General features: G+C 47.7%; 18 protein-coding genes. 9 read left to right on the plus strand and 9 right to left on the minus strand.

What is annotated here, in order from left to right; translation table 11 throughout:
• Positions 1-23: 23 nt before the first annotated feature.
• The 4 genes from C6W44_RS01775 to C6W44_RS01790 form a co-directional block, all read right to left on the minus strand.
• A complete protein-coding gene (locus C6W44_RS01775) occupies positions 24-767 on the minus strand; it encodes an amino acid ABC transporter ATP-binding protein (RefSeq protein WP_105243976.1) in 744 nt (247 codons plus the stop codon).
• Between the two features lie 114 nt (positions 768-881).
• Positions 882-1,619, minus strand: a complete 738-nt coding sequence (locus tag C6W44_RS01780; protein ID WP_025644029.1) for an amino acid ABC transporter permease — start codon at positions 1,617-1,619, stop codon at positions 882-884.
• The gene (locus tag C6W44_RS01785; RefSeq protein ID WP_105243977.1) at positions 1,619-2,455 is read right to left on the minus strand and encodes an amino acid ABC transporter substrate-binding protein; all 837 of its coding nucleotides are present in this window, start codon (positions 2,453-2,455) and stop codon (positions 1,619-1,621) included. The genes C6W44_RS01780 and C6W44_RS01785 overlap by 1 nt, the downstream gene beginning before the upstream one ends.
• A 369-nt stretch (positions 2,456-2,824) precedes the next feature.
• Positions 2,825-3,574, minus strand: a complete 750-nt coding sequence (locus C6W44_RS01790; RefSeq protein ID WP_105243978.1) for a UTRA domain-containing protein — start codon at positions 3,572-3,574, stop codon at positions 2,825-2,827.
• 317 nt (positions 3,575-3,891) lie between these two features.
• On the opposite strand from C6W44_RS01790, the gene hutU reads away from it, so the two are divergent.
• The 6 genes from hutU (at position 3,892) to C6W44_RS01820 (ending at position 12,756) form a co-directional block, all read left to right on the plus strand.
• Entirely contained in the window at positions 3,892-5,625 is a 1,734-nt protein-coding gene (hutU, locus tag C6W44_RS01795) for a urocanate hydratase (RefSeq protein ID WP_105243979.1), read from the plus strand.
• A 67-nt stretch (positions 5,626-5,692) separates the two neighbouring features.
• Positions 5,693-7,084 (plus strand): YjiH family protein, encoded by a 1,392-nt coding sequence (locus C6W44_RS01800; protein WP_105243980.1) that lies wholly within the window; start codon positions 5,693-5,695, stop codon positions 7,082-7,084.
• 95 nt (positions 7,085-7,179) lie between these two features.
• Positions 7,180-8,742 carry a histidine ammonia-lyase gene (gene hutH, locus C6W44_RS01805; RefSeq protein WP_105243981.1) on the plus strand — a complete coding sequence of 521 codons (1,563 nt, stop codon included), beginning with the start codon at positions 7,180-7,182 and terminating at the stop codon, positions 8,740-8,742.
• Between the two features lie 242 nt (positions 8,743-8,984).
• On the plus strand, positions 8,985-10,052 hold the full coding sequence (gene hutG, locus C6W44_RS01810) for a formimidoylglutamase (RefSeq protein ID WP_105246382.1): 1,068 nt from the start codon (positions 8,985-8,987) through the stop codon (positions 10,050-10,052).
• Between the two features lie 290 nt (positions 10,053-10,342).
• On the plus strand, positions 10,343-11,671 hold the full coding sequence (gene hutI / locus C6W44_RS01815) for an imidazolonepropionase (protein ID WP_105243982.1): 1,329 nt from the start codon (positions 10,343-10,345) through the stop codon (positions 11,669-11,671).
• Between the two features lie 308 nt (positions 11,672-11,979).
• Positions 11,980-12,756, plus strand: coding sequence for a hypothetical protein (locus C6W44_RS01820; RefSeq protein WP_105243983.1), 777 nt, complete (start codon positions 11,980-11,982; stop codon positions 12,754-12,756).
• An 84-nt stretch (positions 12,757-12,840) separates the two neighbouring features.
• Here the strand turns inward: C6W44_RS01820 and C6W44_RS01825 are convergent, their stop codons facing one another.
• From C6W44_RS01825 to gdhA, 5 genes are all read right to left on the minus strand, one after another.
• On the minus strand, positions 12,841-13,815 hold the full coding sequence (locus tag C6W44_RS01825; protein WP_105243984.1) for a glycosyltransferase family 2 protein: 975 nt from the start codon (positions 13,813-13,815) through the stop codon (positions 12,841-12,843).
• Between the two features lie 42 nt (positions 13,816-13,857).
• The gene (locus tag C6W44_RS01830; protein ID WP_105243985.1) at positions 13,858-15,063 is read right to left on the minus strand and encodes a hypothetical protein; all 1,206 of its coding nucleotides are present in this window, start codon (positions 15,061-15,063) and stop codon (positions 13,858-13,860) included.
• A gap of 70 nt (positions 15,064-15,133) precedes the next feature.
• Positions 15,134-16,408, minus strand: a complete 1,275-nt coding sequence (locus tag C6W44_RS01835; RefSeq protein ID WP_105243986.1) for a glycosyltransferase — start codon at positions 16,406-16,408, stop codon at positions 15,134-15,136.
• Positions 16,409-16,430: 22 nt separating this feature from the next.
• Positions 16,431-18,416 carry a glycosyltransferase family 2 protein gene (locus C6W44_RS01840; protein WP_105243987.1) on the minus strand — a complete coding sequence of 662 codons (1,986 nt, stop codon included), beginning with the start codon at positions 18,414-18,416 and terminating at the stop codon, positions 16,431-16,433.
• A 353-nt stretch (positions 18,417-18,769) separates the two neighbouring features.
• Positions 18,770-20,116, minus strand: a complete 1,347-nt coding sequence (gene gdhA / locus C6W44_RS01845) for an NADP-specific glutamate dehydrogenase (protein ID WP_105243988.1) — start codon at positions 20,114-20,116, stop codon at positions 18,770-18,772.
• 646 nt (positions 20,117-20,762) lie between these two features.
• Here gdhA and C6W44_RS01850 point away from each other — a divergent pair.
• The 3 genes from C6W44_RS01850 to C6W44_RS01860 all read left to right on the plus strand — a co-directional run bounded on the left by C6W44_RS01850 (position 20,763) and on the right by C6W44_RS01860 (position 22,447).
• Positions 20,763-21,125 carry a roadblock/LC7 domain-containing protein gene (locus C6W44_RS01850; protein WP_105243989.1) on the plus strand — a complete coding sequence of 121 codons (363 nt, stop codon included), beginning with the start codon at positions 20,763-20,765 and terminating at the stop codon, positions 21,123-21,125.
• A 74-nt stretch (positions 21,126-21,199) separates the two neighbouring features.
• The gene (locus tag C6W44_RS01855; RefSeq protein WP_105243990.1) at positions 21,200-21,694 is read left to right on the plus strand and encodes a PAS domain-containing protein; all 495 of its coding nucleotides are present in this window, start codon (positions 21,200-21,202) and stop codon (positions 21,692-21,694) included.
• Positions 21,695-21,697: 3 nt separating this feature from the next.
• Entirely contained in the window at positions 21,698-22,447 is a 750-nt protein-coding gene (locus C6W44_RS01860) for a PhnD/SsuA/transferrin family substrate-binding protein (RefSeq protein WP_105243991.1), read from the plus strand.
• Positions 22,448-22,514: the final 67 nt, after the last annotated feature.

A 22,514-nucleotide genomic window follows, 5' to 3' on the forward strand; every position in this document is an offset into this window, starting at 1 on the left:
CAGACAGTATCTATTGCGCCCCATTACTGCTCGATACGCTGCAAAAACGCTTGCGTACGCGGGTGAGTGGATAGCTCAAACAGCTGCTTGGCGCTGCCCTCTTCAACCACATGGCCATCCTCAATTAATACCACATGATCGGCGACATCGCGCGCAAAGTTTATCTCATGCGTGACCACAACCATCGTCCAGCCCTCACTTGCCAGCTGCTTCATGGTCTCAAGCACATCTTGTACCAGCTCCGGATCAAGCGCTGAGGTTGGCTCATCGAATAATAACAGCGACGGCTCAATGGCCAAAGCGCGGGCAATGCCGATGCGCTGCTGCTGACCACCTGATAGCTGAAACGGATACAGATCGGCTTTGTCCGCAAGCCCCACCTTATCAAGCAAGGCCAGCGCCTGCGTACGCGCTTGGGCTTTGTTTTGCCCTTGTACCACCGTCGGCCCAAGCATTAGGTTCTCTATCGCTGTTTTATGCGGAAATAAATTATAAGACTGAAACACCATGCCAGACTTACGCTGCAGTGCCAGCAGGGCTTTTTTCTTAGGCTTGGTGGCAAAGTCTACCGTCAAACTACCGTCTTCAAAAGCAATAACGCCCTGATCGGGTATCTCCAGCGCATTTAAGCAACGCAAAAACGTGGTTTTGCCCGACCCTGACGGCCCAAGTATCACCACCACCTTGCCTTTTTCGATGGTCAAGTCGATGCCCTTTAGCACTTGATTGTCACCAAAGGCTTTGTGAATATTACTGACTTGAATCATAGAGGTTTCCGCTGACAAATAAAGAATAATAACAAAACACGAGTAAACAAATAACTACTACCATACTTGGCTCGTCGCTTGAGTGAAATGGCGGCAGTGGCCAATACTTGTCGGTTATTTGGCCACATAACGATCGAGTCTGGTCTCAAGCTTGCCTTGGATAAAGGTCAAAAACAAACAAATGGCCCAATAAATAAAAGCCGCTTCGGTATAGACCAGCATAAACTCATAGTTGCGGGCGGTAATGATCTGCGCTTGCTTAAACAGCTCTGTGACCAATACCAGCGACGCCAATGACGTGTCCTTGACCAGACTGATAAAGGTATTGGACAACGGCGGTACCGATACCCGTAATGCTTGCGGCAAAATCACGTGGCGAAAAGTCTGCAGATACGTCAAACCGACCGTCGAGCCTGCTTCCCACTGGCCTTTTGGAATCGACAAAATCGAGGCACGTACCGTCTCTGAGGCATAAGCACCGATATTGAGCGAAAAGGCAATAATCGCTGAAGGAAACGGGTCGAGCTTGACGCCGACGCTTGGCAGGCCATAAAAGATAATAAACAACTGCACCAGCATCGGTGTCCCGCGAATCGCCGAGACATAAATACGAGCCAGACGGTAGACAATCTCATGCAGCCAGCCTGTACGTGGCACGATACGAATCAGCGCCACGACCAGCGCAATCATCATACCGATGGCAAACGAAATCAGAGCCAGCGGTATCGAATAGTAGATACCGCCTTTGAGCATCGGCCAAAACGAGTCGATGACGATTTGCGCCCGATCAGGACTCATAAAGGGCAGCAGTGCCAATAAATCGGTTAACGCTGAGGTAAGAGACGCTAGCATTATTTTTGTTGACTTATATCAGCACCAAAGAATTCTTCGCTAAGCTTGCTCAGCGTGCCGTCGGCATGCAGCTCGCTCATGGCTTCATTTAACTTCGTCACGACAGCGTCATTGCCTTTTAATAGTACCAAACCTGAACCGCGCTGCTCGTCGGCCGGAGCAACCAGCTTGATCTCAAGGCCACTATCTGGGAATTTTTTTAGATAATCGAGTACGGCCAAATTGTCATTCATGGTAAAGTCAGCGCGGTCTTGCTTGACCAACTGAATCGCTTGCGCCATACCATCGACAGGGACGATTTCGGCTTGATAGCGTTCGGCCAGCTCACCATAGTTACTGCTTAACGACTGGGCGCTACGTAGACCTTTTAGGTTATCCCACGAGCCATAACGATTGTCATCGGTGGGCGCTAGTACCACAGCGCCAGACCAGCTATAAGGCTGCGCGAGGTCGTACTTTGCTTGGCGCTCAGGCGTCGTTAGGCTGACTTGGTTGGCCACCATATCAAAACGCTTCGAGTCTAAGCCTGCTAGCATTGCATCCCACTGAGTTTCTTTAAATTCAACATCGACGCCGAGCTTATCAGCGACCGCACGGGTGACTTCCACGTCGTAGCCGGTCAGCTTGCCGCTTTCATCGTGATAGGTAAACGGCGGATAGGTACCCTCAGTACCCACATTGATCGTGCCGCCATCGTTGATGCGTTGCAGCATATCAGAGCCACCGCTCGCGGCGTTATCAGTCGCATTGCTATCGGCGTCATTGGTAGTAGACTGACCACAAGCAGCGAGCAGGACTGTGCTGGCGGCGAGGGCTAAAAGAGTACGACGTTTCATAAGGCGTCCTTATAAGATGAATGAATAAGTCTAAAAGTGTCTAGCAAAAATATAGGGTGCCATGCTGTAGGCAAAAGCTGTATAAGAAAGCAGTATAATAAAACCATGCAGGCAAACACCTTTACAAACAAATCGTATTTAAACAGTGTCCGCACAGCGCGCATCGGCTTTAGCTGCCCGATTTGAGGACTGCAGATAAATTTTTCAATACTGCATTGGCTACTTTCTGCATTTTCTTATCACAGCCTGTTCCTATGTTTCAAACAAAGGGTTTAAAACAAAAAAACTCAATTGTTTCTATACTAACGCACTTAGGTAAGAATCAACGTACAAAAACAGTGAGCAACAGCCAGCTCTGTCCGTTTGTGGTCACAGCTCGCCTGAGAACTGATAGCGCTCCCCTGCGTGCCACATTTTCACAAAGGTCAACACTTTCCCTGCTGAATATGTCTGACGGCTCAGCACCAATGTGGGAGACTGCGGGGCAATCTGTAGCAGCGCGGCGATCTCATCTGGTGCTGCTAGCGCCTGAATGGTATAGCTACCGCGCTCCAGTGGACTTTTGGCAATCAAGTACTCACTGGTGTTGATAATACTAAAGTCTTGTTCGATAAACTCAGGCAGCTTTTGTGCATCGACCCAGCGCTCTTCAAACTGTATGGGCTGAGTATCCGCAAAATGAATGATTTTTACTTCGTATAAGACCGCTGCACTACTATCCGCCGCGCTCCTCTCGCCTGTGGTTGCCACACTGTCGATAGCAAACTTACGGCGCAGCTCATCATCTAGCATACTTGCGGTGATCACACGTTTGCTCACCACCTGCGCTTGATAATCGCGGTTAGCTGACTTTAAGTCTTGCGCGATATTGCGCACCTCTACAAAGGTATGATTAAACTGCTGCTGGGCGACAAAGGTCCCTGAGCCTTGCCGGCGCTCTAATACTCGCTCCTCGCTCAGCTCTTTTAGCGCGCGGTTGACCGTCATGCGCGATACACCAAACTCCTCAGCCAGCGCCATCTCTGTAGAGATGGCCTCACCTGCTTGCCACTTCCCTGAGTGAATATTGTCCAAGATTGCGTTTTTGATCCGCTGATAAGCGGGAACTTGTTTTGTCATGTCCGTGTTTTACCGTCAGTTTTAGCAAAATAATAGCCTCATAATACCATGACCATCCGTCGCCGCGGCAGCCCTCATCCATTCATCACTATCTGCGTTGGATCACCGACCACATAAGACAAAGAAAAGCCGGTACCAAGACAGACTTACGCCAAAGGTCTTACCCCATACAAAAAATGCTTGCATGAAAAATAAATCTTTGATAATTTGTATATACAACTTATTAGGTACTTTCAATATTATCGCTAAATGCCGCGCAAATAAACCACGTAAACACGCGGCGTAAATAAGCGATGCACACTCAAAAGGATCTGTTCATGACTACTGCCAAGGAAACCACCACAAACAACACCCTTAAGGCAAACACCTTTACCCGCCGTGATGACAGCCGTGAAATCGCTGCGCCCACTGGCAGTACGCTACATTGTAAAAGTTGGCTGACCGAAGCGCCTTATCGTATGATTCAAAATAATCTACATCCTGACGTGGCCGAAAACCCAAAGAGCCTAGTCGTCTATGGCGGTATCGGACGCGCTGCCCGTAATTGGGAGAGCTATGATCAAATCCTCGCCTCTCTTAAAGAGTTAGAAGACGATGAGACCTTACTCGTACAATCTGGCAAACCCGTTGGCGTCTTTCAAACTCATGAAAACGCACCGCGCGTGCTCATTGCCAACTCTAACCTTGTCCCGCGCTGGGCAACGTGGGAGCATTTTAACGAGCTGGATCGTAAAGACTTGTTTATGTATGGGCAGATGACCGCTGGGAGCTGGATTTATATCGGCACCCAAGGCATCGTCCAAGGCACTTATGAGACCTTTGTCGAGGCAGGCCGCCAGCATTATGATGGCGATTGGAGCGGACGCTGGATATTGACCGCTGGTCTTGGCGGTATGGGCGGCGCGCAGCCATTGGCCGCAAGCTTTGCTGGTGCGACTTCTTTGAACATCGAATGTCAGCAATCCAGCATCGATTTTCGTTTGCGCACCGGTTACGTCGATAAGCAAGCGGACGATCTCGATCATGCTTATGAGCTGATCAAGCAGCATACCGCCGCTGGTGAAGCCGTCTCTATCGCCCTACTTGGTAACGCCGCCGATATCTTGCCTGAGATGGTCAAGCGCGCCAATGCAGGTGAAATCAAACCTGATCTAGTTACTGATCAAACCTCTGCTCATGACTTAATCAATGGCTATTTGCCAAGTGGCTGGAGCGTTGATGAGTGGAAAGCAGCACAAGAAAACCCAGAGCAACACGCGGCGTTGAGCAAAGCTGCTGCCGCCTCTTGTGCCGTACACGTACAGGCCATGCTGGATCTACAAGACATGGGTATCCCTGCCACTGATTATGGCAATAACATCCGCCAAGTGGCCTTTGATGAAGGGGTAAAAGACGCCTTTAATTTCCCAGGTTTTGTCCCCGCTTATGTACGACCACTGTTTTGTCAAGGTAAAGGGCCGTTTCGCTGGGTGGCGCTATCAGGCGACCCAGAAGATATCTACAAAACTGATCAAAAAATCAAAGAGCTGTTCCCTGAAAACACCCATGTGCATCGCTGGCTGGATATGGCAAAAGAGCGTATTCAGTTTCAAGGTCTGCCAGCCCGCATTTGCTGGTTAGGTCTGGGCGAGCGTGATAAAGCAGGCTTGGCATTTAACGAGATGGTCAAAAACGGTGAGCTCAAAGGCCCCATCGTCATCGGCCGTGACCATTTGGATACAGGCTCTGTCGCCAGCCCAAACCGTGAAACTGAGAGCATGAAAGACGGCTCAGACGCGGTGTCGGATTGGGCGCTATTAAATGGTATGCTCAATGTCGCAGGCGGCGCCACTTGGGTATCATTGCATCATGGCGGCGGCGTGGGCATGGGCTACTCGCAGCACTCTGGCATGGTCATCGTCGCCGATGGTACAGAGAGCGCAGCCAAGCGCTTGGCGCGCGTACTGGTCAATGATTGCGGCTCAGGGGTGATGCGTCATGCCGATGCCGGCTACGAGCTGGCGATCAAAACCGCCAAGGACTATGGTTTACATCTGCCGATGATTAAATAGCTTGCTACTGTCCTTATATGCTCGGATGATATAAGGACATCATCAACACTTTATCAAGGACGATAATATGTCTGAACGTGATATTTTGCCTCCAGGCAGCTCTGTGCCTAGAACGCCTCTAGACAGTCCAGCACCTGCTAGCCTACGGTCTGAAAAGCTGCTATCCAAACCCATCGCACTAATACAGCTAATCGTATGTAGCGCTATTGGCTTGGTGATGTTTTTTGTACCCTTTACCATCGGTGACAAAAGCACGATTTTGTTTGATCATGGGGCCACTTATCTGGTCACTCAGCAACACACTTTATCTGTGACCTTGTTGTTTTTGCTGATGATATTTGGTGTTGGCAAGCCATTCATAGACGGTTCATGGCGCAAGAACCTCACCCACAAGACCCTGACCGTGTTTAAGATAATCGGTTTGGTTTTGGCGGTGATGTATATGACTGGCACCGCCCCTGCCTATATGATGGAAGCTGATATGCTGCCATTTTTGTTTGAAAAGCTGGCATTACCCGTGGGTATGATTGTACCTATTGGGGCATTAATCTTGGCATTTTTGGTGGGTTTTGGTTTGCTTGAGATGGTCGGTGTGCTGATGCAGCCGATTATGAAACCGATTTGGAGAACGCCTGGCTCATCAGCTATTGATGCCGTTGCGTCTTTTGTGGGTAGTTACTCTATTGGTTTATTGATTACCAATCGTGTGTACCTACAAAAACAATACTCAGCGCGTGAAGCCGTCATTATTGCGACTGGGTTTTCTACGGTATCGGCAGCGTTTATGGTGATTGTTGCCAAAACCTTAAACTTGATGGAGTTTTGGAATATATTTTTTTGGTCAACACTGGTGATTACCTTTATCGTCACCGCTATTACCGCTCGTATTCCGCCCATCAGCCTTTTTGACAATGACGTTGAACGCCCGCCACTCGATCATACCCGGAGCAAACGGCTGGCCGCCGCTTTTGATTTAGGCTTAGCGACGTCGCGTCAGGCAACTGACCTAAAACAGATTTTATGGTCCAATTTTCGCGATGGTCTTATGATGGCTGCTGCCATTGTGCCCTCTATTATTGCTGTCGGGCTGACCGGTCTTTTGTTAGCCAAATACACCCCGGTGTTTGATGTATTGGGTCTGCTTTTGTATCCATTTACGTGGCTCGGCGGCTTGCCAGAGCCTTTAGTGGCTGCTAAAGGTATGTCTGCTGGGCTCGCTGAAATGTTCTTGCCAGCCCTACTACTCAGTGAGGCAGATATCCTAACACGCTACGTCGCTGGGGTGATATCGATTAGCAGCGTGCTGTTTTTTTCTGCCATGATTCCGTGTGTGCTCGCAACAGAAATTCCATTATCGGTTGGCAAAATGATCGTCATATGGTTTGAGCGTGTGGCCCTTAGCGTCCTACTCGCAGCCGCGTTCGGACATTTTGCTATGTATGTAGGCTGGATGGCTTAAATCGCGTCATCTGCCAGCATCAGCGCCGATACCATTAAGTAAATCAGAACACTAAAGCATATTATTCATATTGTTTTTAACTTTGGGACTCTCCTATGACCGCTATCAAAACCCTGACTCTCCATCCACGTAAGCTAAGCTTTGAGATGCTACGTAATATCTATAATCACCCAGTCCACCTCACCTTACCCGCCAGCGCTTATGAGGCAATCGATGCCTCACATGACGATGTACGTACCATCATCGCACGTGATAAGAGCGCTTATGGTATCAATACTGGTTTTGGCCTGTTAGCAAAGACCCGTATCAACGATGACCAGCTCGAACTGCTTCAACGCAACCTGATCATCTCGCACTCAGTGGGTACTGGTGAGGCGCTACCAGACAACGTGGTCAGGCTAATTATGGTGATGAAAGTAGCCAGCCTCGCACAAGGCGTCTCTGGCGTCCGCCGCGAGGTCGTCGATAGTTTACTTGGCTTAATTAATCATCAAATTACTCCAAACATTCCAGCCAAAGGCTCCGTTGGTGCTTCTGGTGACCTTGCGCCTTTATCGCATATGACGCTGGCGATGATGGGCGAAGGCGATGTCTATGTTGACGGCAAAAAAGTCCCCGCCGCTGAGGCACTAGCGCAGCATGGTCTTGAGCCTATCACCCTAGCAGCCAAAGAAGGCCTTGCCCTTATCAATGGTACACAGGTCTCAACGGCACTGGCATTGCGCGGTTATTTCTTAGCAAGAGATTTACTTGAGACCGCCACCATCGTCGGCTCTATGTCTATCGATGCCGCCAAAGGCTCGGATGCGCCATTTGATGCCCGTATTCATGAGGTGCGTGGCCATCACGGTCAGATAGAGATCGCCAAAGCGCATCGTCAGCTGATTAAAGGCAGTGCTATTCGTGCTTCGCATAATGACGAGCAAGACGATCGCGTGCAGGATCCGTATTGCTTACGCTGCCAGCCACAAGTGATGGGCGCTTGCCTTGATATCATCAACCAAGCAGGCAAGACGTTATTAATAGAATCCAATGCGGTGACGGATAATCCCCTTATTTTCAATAACGATGATGGCCCAGTGGCTATCTCAGGGGGTAACTTCCATGCCGAGCCAGTAGCCTTTGCCGCAGATATGCTCGCTTTGGCAATCGCTGAGATTGGCTCTATGTCTGAGCGCCGTGTGGCGTTATTGATTGATGCAACCTTATCAGGTGGCTTACCGCCATTTTTGGTAGAAAATGCAGGGGTAAACTCCGGCTTTATGATTGCTCACGTGACGGCCGCAGCGCTGGCTTCAGAAAATAAGTCTATGGCTCACCCCGGCAGTGTCGATAGCATCCCAACCTCTGCCAACCAAGAAGACCATGTGTCGATGGCCACCTATAGCGCCCGCCGCCTATATGAGATGGCGCAAAATACCGCTACCATCGTTGGTATTGAGCTATTGGCTGCTGGTCAAGGGATTGACTTCCATCATAACCTTGCTACTTCCGAAGCATTACAGGCTGCGCATCAAAAGCTGCGTGAACAGGTGACTTTTTATGACAAAGATCGCTACCTAGCCCCTGATATCGAAGCGGCAAAACAGCTGGTATTAGATGGCGCACTGACAAAGCATTGGCAGGCACTGCGTAGTGATTGGTACGAGTCTAAATAAATAGCATCCTTCTATATAGTCAATTCACTTTAAAAATGACATAGCGCTGCTGGGATGAATTTTACGCAGCCTCTGTGATAACAGCACGCAAGTAAAATTTATACCAGTAGCGCGTTTAGATTTATAACAATTTTAATTTGAACTAACTATAGTAAGTGCTAAATAAAAAGAGTACAGATTGTATGGCGGATCGACTATACACAAGCAATACGGATTAAAGGAAATCAGCGATGAGCCTATCAATGTCTGACACAGCCGTGAGCCACAGCGCCGCTGACATGAGCCGCTGGACTGGACGTGCCGAGCCGTTTGAAACTGCGCGCGCCCGCTATTGGTATCAAATAGCGCAGCCTTATACCTTTGATAGCAGCAGTCAACAAAACAACCAGCAAAACGGCCAGCGCATTGGACTGGTTGGGTTCGCTTGTGACCAAGGTGTCAGACGCAATCAAGGACGCGTAGGAGCCAGAGCGGCGCCGCCTTTGATTCGTCAGGCATTTTCGGCGCTGCCCGTCATCGCTGAGCTGCAACAACGCTTTGATGGTCAACTATCAACGCTACTAGGTGATGCTGGTGACATACATTGTCATGATAATGATGATTTTGCCGAGCGTACCCTTGAGCAAGCTCAATTAACCTACGCTGATAAAGTCAGTCAAATTATCCAGCAAGGCGGCCTGCCCGTCGGACTTGGTGGAGGTCATGCCATCGCTTATGGTAGCTTTTTGGGATTGTGGCAGGCGCTACAGCAGGCAGATGCTACCAGTAACAACGATGCATCGCCGCGTATTGGCATTATTAACTTTGATGCGCATCTGGACATTCGTCAGTCTGATGTCGCCACCTCTGGTACGCCCTTTCGCCAAATAGCCGAGCACCTTGAAGCACAAGATCAGCCATTTCACTATTGCTGTATCGGCGTCAGTCGGTTTTCTAATACTGCTGCGCTCTTTGATCGTGCTGAGCAGTTAGGCGTGCATATTATCAGTGACGAAGATTGCACCAATAAGAAATGGAAAAAAACTGCAGCGCAAATAGAGACCTTTATCCATGACGTTGATGTCATCTATTTAACCATTGACATGGATTGCTTGCCAGCAAGCGTGGTACCGGGGGTCAGTGCGCCCGCCGCTTATGGTATTAATTTGGCATTCGTTGAGCGTGCGGTCAAACGTATCATGGCATCAGGCAAAGTAAAAATGGCTGATATCGCTGAGATTAACCCGACCTTTGATATTGATGCACGCAGCTGTAAAGTCGCGGCGCGCCTCTTAGCGACTATTATCGAGCAGCATTTACTTTTAGTATAAATAAATCGATATAGAATCAAAATGTGGTTGCTATTGATATAAGTGACTGGGATAAATTTTGCGAAGCCTTTGTCTCGCTTGCGCACAACAAGCGAGTAAAATTTGTACCAGTCACGCTATAACATTTTTAAAATAAACCAACCATACAAGGTTACTGAAGTAAATTTTGCACACCCTCTGTCAGCAGCACCACCGCAAGAAGCGTTTTTACCAACGACGCACTGTCTATTTTAAAATAAACGGACTATGGATGGCTGCACTAAATCTATACTAATAAGCAGGAGCACACCATGACTCATACAATCAATCCTACAGATCAAATGCATATAAACGACTCCATCCTGACTTCATTTGATCACATCATTATCAATGCCAATCTTGCCACCTTTTCAGCGCAATACGGCTTTGATATTTACAGTGACAATCAAAGCGCCAGTCAAAACAAAAGCACCCCTTATGGTCAGTTAGAAAGCGCCGCTATCGGTATCAAAGACGGCAAAATCGCATGGGTTGGTACGTATGAGCAAATCAAGCCGCATCTGACTCATTATAAAAGCGATCGAATCAAAGACGTACATGGCAACTGGATCACGCCCGGACTTATCGATTGTCATACCCATATCGTGTATGGCGGTAATCGCAGCAACGAGTTCGAAGCACGCTTGCAAGGTGCCAGTTATCAAGATATCGCGGCACAAGGTGGCGGCATCGTCTCAACTGTTAGTGCCACCCGCGCAGCGAATGAGGAAGAATTATTTACCCAAAGTGAAAAACGTCTGCTCGCCCTCATGCGCGAGGGCGTGACCAGTATCGAGATCAAATCAGGCTATGGGCTGGACTTAGACACTGAGCGTAAAATGCTAAAAGTCGCTCGTGCGCTCGGCGACAAACACCACATTCATGTTAGCACCACGTATTTGGCCGCCCATGCGCTACCGCCAGAGTATAAAGACCGTGCCGATGACTATATTGAGCAAGTTTGCCAGTGGTTGCCCATCTTACATAGCGAGGGCTTAATCGATGCGGTCGATGGTTTTTGTGAAAACATCGCCTTTAGTAGTGAGCAAATTAAGCGCGTCTTTGATATTGCTCGCTCATTAGACTTACCTGTAAAGCTGCATTCTGAGCAGCTCTCAAACATAGGTGCCAGCGCTTTGGTAACAGAATACCAAGGGCTATCAAGCGACCATCTTGAGCACTTGGCAGAAGATGATATCAAAAAAATGGCCACAAGCAACACGGTAGCCGTGCTATTGCCAGGGGCTTTTTATACGCTGCGTGATACCAAGCTGCCACCGATTGAAGCATTGCGCAAGCATCGGGTGCCGATGGCTATCTCAACCGATTGCAACCCCGGCACCTCGCCGCTCACCTCGCTGTTATTGGCGATGAATATGGGCTGTACACTATTTTATCTCACTACTGAAGAAGTGTTGGCAGGCGCAACCGTGCATGCAGCGCAAGCATTAGGCCTCGCCAAAAAAGGCAAGATAGAAGTCGGCTGTGATGCTGACTTGGTATTATGGGACATCGCCCGCCCTGCTGACCTTGCTTATCAGATGGGGCTAAACCCTATCACAGGTATCATGGTACAAGGCAGATGGCGTGAGACGGTATAACAAACCACTATAAAAACCTATTCACAACAAAAAATCTGGCAATACTTTATTGCCAGATTTTTTCTATTTTCAAAATTCAAACGAGCCTAGGCACCTTCTTCTTTATATAGTTAGCTGAATGTAAAACTGTTATGGATTTGAACGCGCTACTGGTATAAATTTCACTTGCGTGCTGCGTTCCCAGAGGCTGCGTAAAATTCATCCCAGTAGCGCTATGACATTTTTAGAGCGTATCGACTATACTATAATGAGCACATGACAAAAACCTAACCCACCGTCTATACCTTAACTATATTGATATGCCAGATATGCCTGATCAACCATTATCAAACACCAGTAGTAGCCATCTTACCGCAGAAGCATTTGCTGCGCTACCGCCTATCATGCAGGCGCGGCTAATACAAAGCCAGCGTGTGATATTGATCGCCAACAACCCGTCGATAGACACAGCGAGCTTAGAGACGTTATTGCAGCCTACTGATATGTTGGTGTTATTTAATGATTTTATTCATGCAGACTTCTTTGCCCATCATCCGCTCGCCAAAGATTTGCCAAAGCTACTATTTTTTAGACAAATCGGTGACAGTAAACTGCATTTTGGCCTACCGCCTCGCAGCAATAATGTGACAGCAATACTCGATATGACTAAGCAAGCACCGCTTGGCATCTTGTTTGGGAATGCTGCCTATCAGTTTCCCATGCCATGCGATGATCCAAACCCCGCTGATGACCCCATAACGGCCAACCGAGTGCTAGAGATTCCAGAACCGCTTGAGAAACTAATACATAGCGATAAACATTGCGCTGTGCTATCAGAGCAGCATAAAGTAGTGGCGGATTATCCTATTTTTGCTGATATTCATTCCTCTGCGCCGACGTCAGGGTTTTTATTATATCGGTTACTGTTGTCTGCACGCCTGCATATTCAGCAAAAACAGAAAGCTGAGACGCTGCTATCAATAGTGATGTTGGGTTTTAATAATGATGATAAGACCGCGCATTTTTGGGAAGGTCATAACTGGGCGTTTGAGCGGCAAGCGCTTGCAACGCCGCCGACAGGTGTGGAGATTATCCGTCAGTATTAGTTGCCCATCAAAACTCACTACTCATTGATACTAACTACTCATTGATACTAATGACGCCTCGGGATTAGCAGAACTAAGAGCCGTCTACACATACGGCGCATCTGAATAATGTGCGGCGTCAATCTCAGCGCTACTTGGCTGTCGATTAATACTAATCGGTACTGTTTGCTCGTCTTGCCAGTCAATCAAACCTAGCTGCGCAAACGCTACCAACCAGCCTGCCATCGGCCAATGTTGCCATTTATCATAAAAGCGATTGGCATTAATCACTATGCTATCGAGATGATTGAGTGGCGGCCGGTAGACGCTATGCTGCTGATGGTAAACCACGTCGTTGGTTAAATAAAAATCAATGTCTAAAGCACGTGCCATAAAAGCAAAATCTGTGTCTTCAGCGCCGTAGCCGATATAATCGGTATCAAAGCCGCCAATCCGCTCAAACTGATGACGCATTATCGCAAAGCAAAGACTCCAAAATGCGCCATAGTCTTGCGTTTTTTTAATATTAGCATCGACATTGTCATTGCGATGTTGGGTAAAATTATCACGATAAGGGTTAAATACCGACAGCTGGTCTAAAGCGTCAGACGCCATTTGACCTTGCTGTAGTTGACTACCTTCATCATCCGTCAAAGGGCGCGTTAAATAACGTGGCTGTCCCATCAGTAGCGCATCAGGATGCGTTTGCAATTTATCATATAGCCCGTCGATAAAGTCATAGGCGACGATACAATCCACATCCAAGAAAATCATAGCCTCATAACTAGCACGTGCAGCGCCAAGATTACGGTTACGACCGATATCAAATGACATGCTATCTGCTACTCCATGCTCAGTCGCTGTAGTCGTTGCTATCTTAATAATATTTAAATCGTAATCTGCCAGGCGTTCAGCCTCGGCGTCATCATTAACAATAACCACCTCGCGCGGCCTGACGCTGCCCTGCGCCAGACTAGCAAGTAGATTGTAAAGATGGCGATTGCGCCCATAGCAAGTCGTTATTACACTCACGGGAATGGTGTTATGTGCGGCGTCTTGAGCTCTGGTTGTCGTTGTCATGGAAATATTTGCTCTTATTATTATAAATTTCTTTGTTATTTCTTATTTTTTGGGTTTTAAGTCCAACTGCGGCAACAACCATTCTGCAAACCAATCTTTTACAGAAATATAGTCAGCAATGCTATTCATAAAGCGTTGCGCCGCCAAATTGGCTTGCCTATCTGTCAAAGCAGTCGGCTCATGGTCAATTGACTTATTATTCGTGGAGAGAGAAGACAATAGGTTCTGAGTATCCATACTAGAGGCTGTGGCGATAAACTGTGGCCAACTAAGCGCACGACCTTGTTCGATTAATGCCTCTGCCATCACTTCTTGCTCACGGTGCGGGCGCACATCAGGCAATACAATAAGCGGCGTGGCATAATCATAGGCCTGCGCAATTGCGTTCAAGCCACACGCCATCAATAGCAGATGACTATAGGCGATAAATGGCGTCACATCATCGACGTGGGCGGCAATATCGACACAATGCCGTACTTCATCATTGATAGGGCCAAGAGAGACGATTATAGCGTCTGGTAGTATTTGGCGTAGCTTTGGCAACTTGGCATCAATCGCTTCGTGCCCGCCATAGCCTTTAATCACAGTAACGATAAAAGACTTATCGACGCTGGCGACCAGTTGTTTATGAACAGCATCATCATGGGTCAATGTCATAAGCTCGTCCATAAACTCACAAAAGCTAGGCAAACCTTGGGCTTTGCTTGGCAAAAAATCCAGATATAACGTTTTTTGTCGTACCCAGTCCGGCGTGGCTGCCGCCTCCAATGCTTTAGGATAAGGAGCTAACAATCCAAGCGCGCCCGCAAAAGCGTTTAAATGCGGCGCATCATCACGCTCGCCTGCCAGCCGTACATAGAGATAAGGCACGCTAGCGGTACGGCATAGCATAGCCACTTCGGCGCTAACATCGACAATCATCAGGTCAATCTGGCGCTGATGTATCTCATCAAGCAGCTGCCAACTGCGTCTCTGGATGTCTTTGTTGCCTACTGGCGAGTAGTGCAAACAGCTTGGCTGCCAATACTCACCTGCTCGCCCCGCTAGCACATCATCTGGTCGCTCATCCTCAGCGTCTAAACGTACGATGTGCTCATCATTTATACTGCTAAAGCGATAACCATCAGCCGGTAAGCTGGTAAACACCGTCATTTTCTGACGTAGCTCTGGTGATAGTAAGGCGGCCAGCTTATCTGCTTGGCGGCAGTGCCCCGAGCCGTGATGATGAGCATAGTAGCCGATACGCATGGTAAAAAAGCTCCTAAGAGATGAAGGCAGTCATTGATAGTCACGACATAAAGAAAAAAAGGAGAGAACGCTAGGGCGTGTCTTGGATGCTATCGCTGTCATCAACCGCTACTGCCTGCTCATATAAACGCAGATAACCATCGACCATCGTAGCGACTGAACAAAACTGCTCAGCGCGAGCACGACAGGCTGCTCGTGAAATATGCTGAACGTCAGCAAACGCTTGTATAAATGCCTTTTTATCCTTTTTGGGTACGATAATACCTGTCTGATGCGTGATAATCTCAGCACTGGCACCGACATCGAAGCCAATCACAGGTGTACCGCAAGCGAGGCTCTCAGCGAGCGTCAGACCATAAGGCTCATCCCAAGTACTGGTAAATAGCATGGCGGTGACTTGGCTTAACTGCTTGTTGATTTGCTTCTTACTTAAATGACCAACATAATCAAATAACGGCGCAGCGCTCGCTCCATCGGCTTCTAAGAGCGGCGCCACATAGTCATCGAAGTATTCCTCATTACTTTTGGGTCCTGCAATAATCAGGCGCTTGCCTGCCGCTTTGCAGTATTCCATCGCCAAATGCGTACCCTTTTCAGGACAAATGCGCCCGTACCAGAAATACACTTCATCAGCAATTGGGTTTGTATTGGCAGTAAATGAGTGGACATCGATGCCGTTATAGACCACATGCGAGGGCACAAACTCAGCAAACAACTGCTGCTGATGACCACTGATCGCCGTAAACTGAGTCTGCGTACCCAGACGTAGCGTCAGTAGTGCCAGACGCAGCTGCGGAAAAATCGGTGTATGAAACGTGGTAAAAAACCGCGCGCCAAACGCCTGCCCCATCATCATCGGCACATGGTGCAAGCTATGATTGTGTACCACATCTATCATTCCTTGCTCATCACGGCTAATGATATCGCGCAGCGCCTGCTGATAGACCAGATACTGATACAGCTCCTCGCGGCTCATCTCTACTGACTCATGCTCATCGGCATAAACTGTTTTTTCAAATTCATCACGGGTCATAAAGGGTACTAGTGTGGCATGGGTTTGACTGTCCGCATGAGCGTAGAGCAGCACCTGATGGCCTTGCGCCACCAGCTCATCACAGATCAGCTGAGTGATCATCTCAAGACCACCTGCATAAGGCTGGGCAATGGGATATAACGAGTGAGCGATGATGGCAATACGTAGTGGTCTTCTTACTTTAATGTTTGCCCCATCGGTTGTCTCACACGCCGCCGGTGACTCAGGCAAGTCATATGTCTTGTGCATAACGATGTTAGAGGTTTTAGCTTTTATATGACCATTTGGGTTGGTTTTGATAGAAGTCAGCATACGTCATCCATTTATTATTTTATTATTCAGCTATATATTTTTTTATTGGATCGGTGTTATTTGGGCGCTTATTTTTAGTAATATTATCTCTAGCCGTATTTTTATTTTTAGCGATATTATTTTTAATCACATAGCTTTGGTTTACAGTGTTATTGATCTCGTCATACGTATCATGCTCATTAGCATAGCGGTCATCCACCTCAGGTGGATACCCATAATTATCAAAAGCCACTTTTGCTGACCATAGCTTGAGGACAGTGACCACAAGCGCACTGATAAATAACAAAGGCGAATACAGCGCTGATAGCGGTGAGGTCACGGCTAAGGTAATGACATTAAGTATGAGTAGCAGTTTTGGTAAGGCACAAACATTGGCCTGCCATACGCTGCGGCGGCTACTAATCACCGCCTGTTTGGGCGTACACAGAAATGGCTTGTCGCGGCCCCACAGCACAGGCCACCATGACAACGCGCCGATTTCCCAAAAGTTCAGGTGCAGTGCCCACGCTCGTAGCTTATTGGTAAAGGTTGGCGTAACGTGCCGAGCTACCTGCTGATTAAGCGGTGAGCGGTCTTGCGCATAGGCCCACAGCCGTCGCAACAAAAACACGCCATAAGCGGCATAAACCACATATAAGGGCGTAAGCAACATCGCCATATCCACCTGTGCGCCTATTACCAGTGCCGTCAGCACGATAAGCAGCGTACAGACATGCAGCACGATAAAAATTCCCGTGAAATTAATCCAGGCACTCAGCTGCGAAAAATGCGCGCGCATATACTGCAAACGCTCGCCCATCGTCTGGCTTACATTTGTATTTGCGCTGCTATCAGCGGTTAGAGATGACGGCGTAACAAAGTAACGGTTGAGCACCTGTACATTGCCATATACCCAGCGCTGCCGTTGAGCTATCAGATCACACAGCGTGGTGGGCAATATACCGGTAGCAATCACCTTGGGTATAAAACGACTGTACAAACCCATACGATGGATCAGCACCCCCATCTGCGCATCTTCAGTAATAGATGCTCCTGACCAGCCGCCCAAACCCACCAAAGCATCTCGGCGTATCACCGCGTAAGTACCGGTAGATAACGCCCGCTGACGATTAAAAGATCGATATAAATGATGATTAAAATAATGGTTTAATTCGCTATGGACATCCGCTTTATCTGCATCACGATAAAACTGCGGAAACTGCAATAAAGCATGCTCAGGATACTCGTGGATCGCGCTGATAATGGCATCACGAGCATGTGGCAACGCCTGATAATCACTATCGACCACCACCACATGACTGGCGCTAGGGTTCATCAGTCCTAGCGCCAAGTTGAGCGCACCAGACTTAAACCCTACCACCGCATCGATATGATAAAAATGCACATTGAGATGCGGCTCTAAGCCATGACAAAAATCTGCCAAAGGCTTATAAAGCTCACGCTTAGTATGGTTGTTATCTATGATTAAAATCTCATCGTCGGCCGCTTTGATGGCTAGTAGCGATTGTATGGTCGCAATCACCATTGTGGTAGGCTCAGCACGGGTCATCAACTGAAAGCTCAAGCGTATCGGCTGCGCGCCCTCTGCATGAGTCATCGCCTGATCGATAGTACCGACCGCATCGCCTGCTAGACGCTCCATCCGCTCAAATTTACCGACAGGTTGCATGCCATTGTTTGTGTCATTTTTCATACCCCTTCGGGTGTTTTGGCGGTAGGGCTTTAGGCAATCATTGCTACGTAGATGGCTGGTTACTTGCTCGTTTATATGGTTATTTATGTTTAATACAGGGTCTTTATACCAGCTGGTCTGCGCGCGTTTGGAGGCTGGTGGATAATCGCCAAAGACATGCGCCGCTCGATTGTTCATAGCTTCACGGCCATTATCGTTATGATTCTGACCAACACTGCAAGTAAACCGCTCAGCATTTGGCGTATCCTGTATCACTGGATATAAGTCCGACATACCTGAGCGGCCATCAGAATAGACCTCCTTATTGACTGTCATGATTCATCCTTTGATAAATATATCGACATTGTCAGCGGCATCGTTTGCCCGCGATATGAATGATTGATGATATAAACCTGTGCGATAAACACTGAGATAATTGATGATAGTCAAAAAGATCGGTGATAATTACTTATAAACTGTCTAAAAAAATAGATTAATGTAACTTCAAGTAAAACATGTAAAAACTTTTATAAATTAATACTTTATAATCCAAAAAACTTTAGGCGGCGTCTACTACCTCGAGTTTACAACCAGTCTTTGCACTCATAAATATTTTATACAGACAAAAAAATACCGCACTTATATATGATAAGTGCGGTATTTGACAGTGCCTTAGCAGCCAGAAGGTGTTAGTTTAAGATACCATAAGCGCACAGTGCGTCCGCCACCCGCTTAAAGCCGACGATATTGGCCCCTGCCATATAGTCGATATAGCCGTTGTCCGTTTGACCATAGTTTGCTGATGCTTCAGCCGCGCCGTCATGGATGTTTTTCATGATGCGCTTTAGGCGCTCATCTATTTCTTCAAAGGTGTTGTATTGACGTACGGAGTTTTGTGACATCTCAAGACCTGAGACTGCCACGCCGCCTGCGTTTGCTGCCTTACCTGGCGCATAGTGCACACGGTGCAAACGGATATGATCGACTGCCTCTGCTGTCAGCGGCATGTTCGCGCCTTCGACGATATATCTGATGCCGTTTTCGACCATATGTTTGGCATCGTCTTCGTTGACTTCATTTTGTGTGGCTGATGGAATGGCGATATCACCTTTAATGTGCCAAGGCTTTTGCTGCGCGAACCACTCACCACCATAGACATCGACATAATCGCACAGTGGCTTACTCTGGGCTTTTTGCGCTTTTAGCCAATCGATTTTTTCTTGATTTAGGCCATTTGCATCATAGAGCGTCCCTTGTGAGTCGGAGACCGTCAGAACTGTCGCGCCTAGCATGCAGGCTTTTTCGGCGGCATGGAGCGAGACGTTGCCTGCCCCTGACACCAGTACTTTTTTGCCTTCGATACTCTCGTTTTGAGCAGCGAGCATGTTTTCTAAGAAGTACACCGCACCGTAGCCTGTCGCTTCTGTACGCATCAAGCTACCACCGAATCCCACCCCCTTACCTGTCAACACGCCACCGTATTCGCGCGTTAAGTTTTTGTACATGGCAAACATATAGCTGACCTCACGGCCGCCGACACCGATATCACCAGCTGGCACATCGATGTCTTTATTGACATAGTGGTGTAGCTCACGCATAAACGCATAGCAAAAGCGGCGAATTTCGCTGTCTGTTTTGCCTTTAGGATCAAAATCAGCACCCCCTTTACCGCCGCCCATCGGCAGACCTGTCAAAGCGTTTTTGAAAATTTGCTCAAAGCCCAAAAACTTAAGCACTGACTGGTTGACGGTTGGATGAAACCGTACGCCGCCTTTGTAAGGGCCAAGAGCGTTGCTGAACTGGACACGCCAGCCGCGGTTGACTTGTACTTCACCTTTATCATTTTCCCAGTTGACGCGAAAGCAGATAATACGATCTGGTTCAACCAAACGCTCGAATATCTTCATTTTTTGAAATTCAGGATGGGCATCGTATAAAGGCGCGATAGTCAGTGCCACTTCTTTTACGGCTTGGACAAATTCAGGTTGATGGGCGTAACGCGCTTCGACTTTTTCGATGGCCTGACTGATACTCATATAGGTTCCTTAGGGTAAAAATGGTGGACGTGTTTATTTACATCGATGTCGCGTCGTATGGCAACAAACGAAGGGGATTATGGACATTGATGTAAGACTACAATCGCCCCTATACACTGCGGTATATAGAGGCTCGTGGGAGTAGAAAAGCGGGATAATGTGACGCCTGAACAAGACGCTCAGTAGCAATGACCGTTTCTATCGTATAACTATATATCATTTTTTTGGGGTATAAGTCTAGTAAATATAACCATCATGAAAAGTTATGGTCAACGTTTTTTGTATAAATTATTCGTTTGTCTGGCCGCTACGCAGGCTGTTAGGCATTGAGAACATAAAGTAAAGCGCTGGGTAAATGAAACAAAAATTGCTACAGGCCTACTGTCTGATTGCAAGTGGCTGAGCCAAATAGAGAGAATAAAACCCTATTGCCAACTTTAGTTCGTCTTAAAATTAAAGAAAACAGATAAAAGGTTGATAATGACAACTAGACGGTCAAAAAGTAGCAGAACCCAGCCATTTGTTTGCTGTAACATATATCAATATAAGTAGTAAGGGTTTATAATGATCAGCGTTTGCTTCAGTCCTTTTTAGTGTCGCTGATAGTGATCTCATCCATTCAATAACCCGTCATAGAGAAAGTGATATGCGTACAGATTCGTTCCAGCAAATCTTGGAAGACCTAAACAGCTCATCTGCCGATGTCGAAGCATCTGCCCTAATTTCTAACGATGGTCTGATGATTGCATCAGCCCTACCATCAGGCGTTGATGAAGACCGTGTTGGCGCTATGTCAGCCGCTTTATTGTCATTGGGTGACCGTGCAGGTCGCGAGCTGGCGCGTGGTAGTATCGATCGTATTATGATCCAAGGCGAAAAAGGCTATGTCATCATGACCTCATCAGGCGATGAAGCGGTATTGACCATCATGGCCAAGCCAAACGCCAAGCTCGGTTTGATCTTTTTGGACATCAAACGCGCCTCAGAAGCCCTAGCAAAACTTATTTAATCAATCATTGTTTTCCAGTCAATCATGACGAATACAACGATAGATAAATACAACAATAAATAAAGGAGATTACTATGGGTTCTCCAATCCCTGATGCACCAAAGCCGGATATGCCAGCTGAGCAGATGACGCTGACTTACTATGACGGCACCTCTCGCACCATTTATGATACGGGTGTTGAGCGCCCTTATCCTGATGGTAAGCTTATCGTCTCGCGTACCGACTTAGACGGTATTCTAACCCACGTCAACGATGCTTTTGTCGAGATTAGTGGTTACACCAAAGACGAGCTGCTTGGCCAGCCGCAGTCTATCCTGCGCCATCCTGATATGCCAAAAGCGGCTTATCAAGACTTGTGGGACACAGCAAAAGCTGGAAAAAAGTGGCATGGCTATGTCAAAAACCTATGTAAAGACGGCAGTCACTACTGGGTTTATGCCACTGTGGTGCCAAACGTACGCCGCGGTGAAACCGTGGGCTATACCTCAGTACGCCGCAAGCCATCACGTAGCAAAATCGAAGCCATGCAGGCGCAGTACGCTGATATGAAACAAAATGAGGAAGGGTAAATCATGACGACACACAATATGTTAATCGCCCCTGATTTTTCGCCTGAGCGTTTTGCAGGTTGGCATATGTTTAACACCTTGATTCAAAAGCGTGCCAACTTAAACATGCACCTAAATACGCCAGCCTCACACGCAGAGCAACAACAAATCATCACGGCTGGTGACATTCAAGTCATCTATGCCAACCCTTTTGATGCGGCAACTTTGATCCGTGAACAAGGCTACAAAGCGGTCGCACGTCCTATCGGCAAATCTGACGAAATGGTCATCGCCGCTGGTGCCAACAGCGACATCAATGTCTTAGAAGATATCAAAGCTGGTGCCACCATCGCGATGGCAAACAACCGCGATGTCAAGCTGATTGGTTTGCGCCTGCTTGAGGCTGTCGATATAGCAGAGTCTGATCTGAGCTGGGATGTCACCGAAACATATCAAGCTGCGGCGCGTAAAGTCATCAAAGGCGATGCGCAGGCAGCGTTCTTTTTGGCAGAGGTATTTCACAGTTTTTCTCGTCTGACCAAAGCTCAGCTATCGGTACTGATCGAAAGTGATTTGGCTGATATCAGTCATGTGCTGCTGATCAAAGACGATTTTCCAGATACCGATATCTTTATGAATGCCATACTCAACCTGCACAACGACCCAGACGGTCAAGAAGCATTGGCCGAGCTGGGTATGCCGCAAGGATTTGAGGCCATGGATGAAGAAGACGCCGAGTTTATGATTGATTTGATGGAAACCTTGCTTGATTAGTCGTTACTTGCTATCTTGCTTTGGCTGATTTTATTTTTTCATGGTCGATGACAGTCGTCATCGCCGT

Origin of the sequence: Psychrobacter sp. Marseille-P5312 (assembly GCF_900291405.1) — a bacterium.
Lineage (GTDB): Bacteria > Pseudomonadota > Gammaproteobacteria > Pseudomonadales > Moraxellaceae > Psychrobacter > Psychrobacter celer.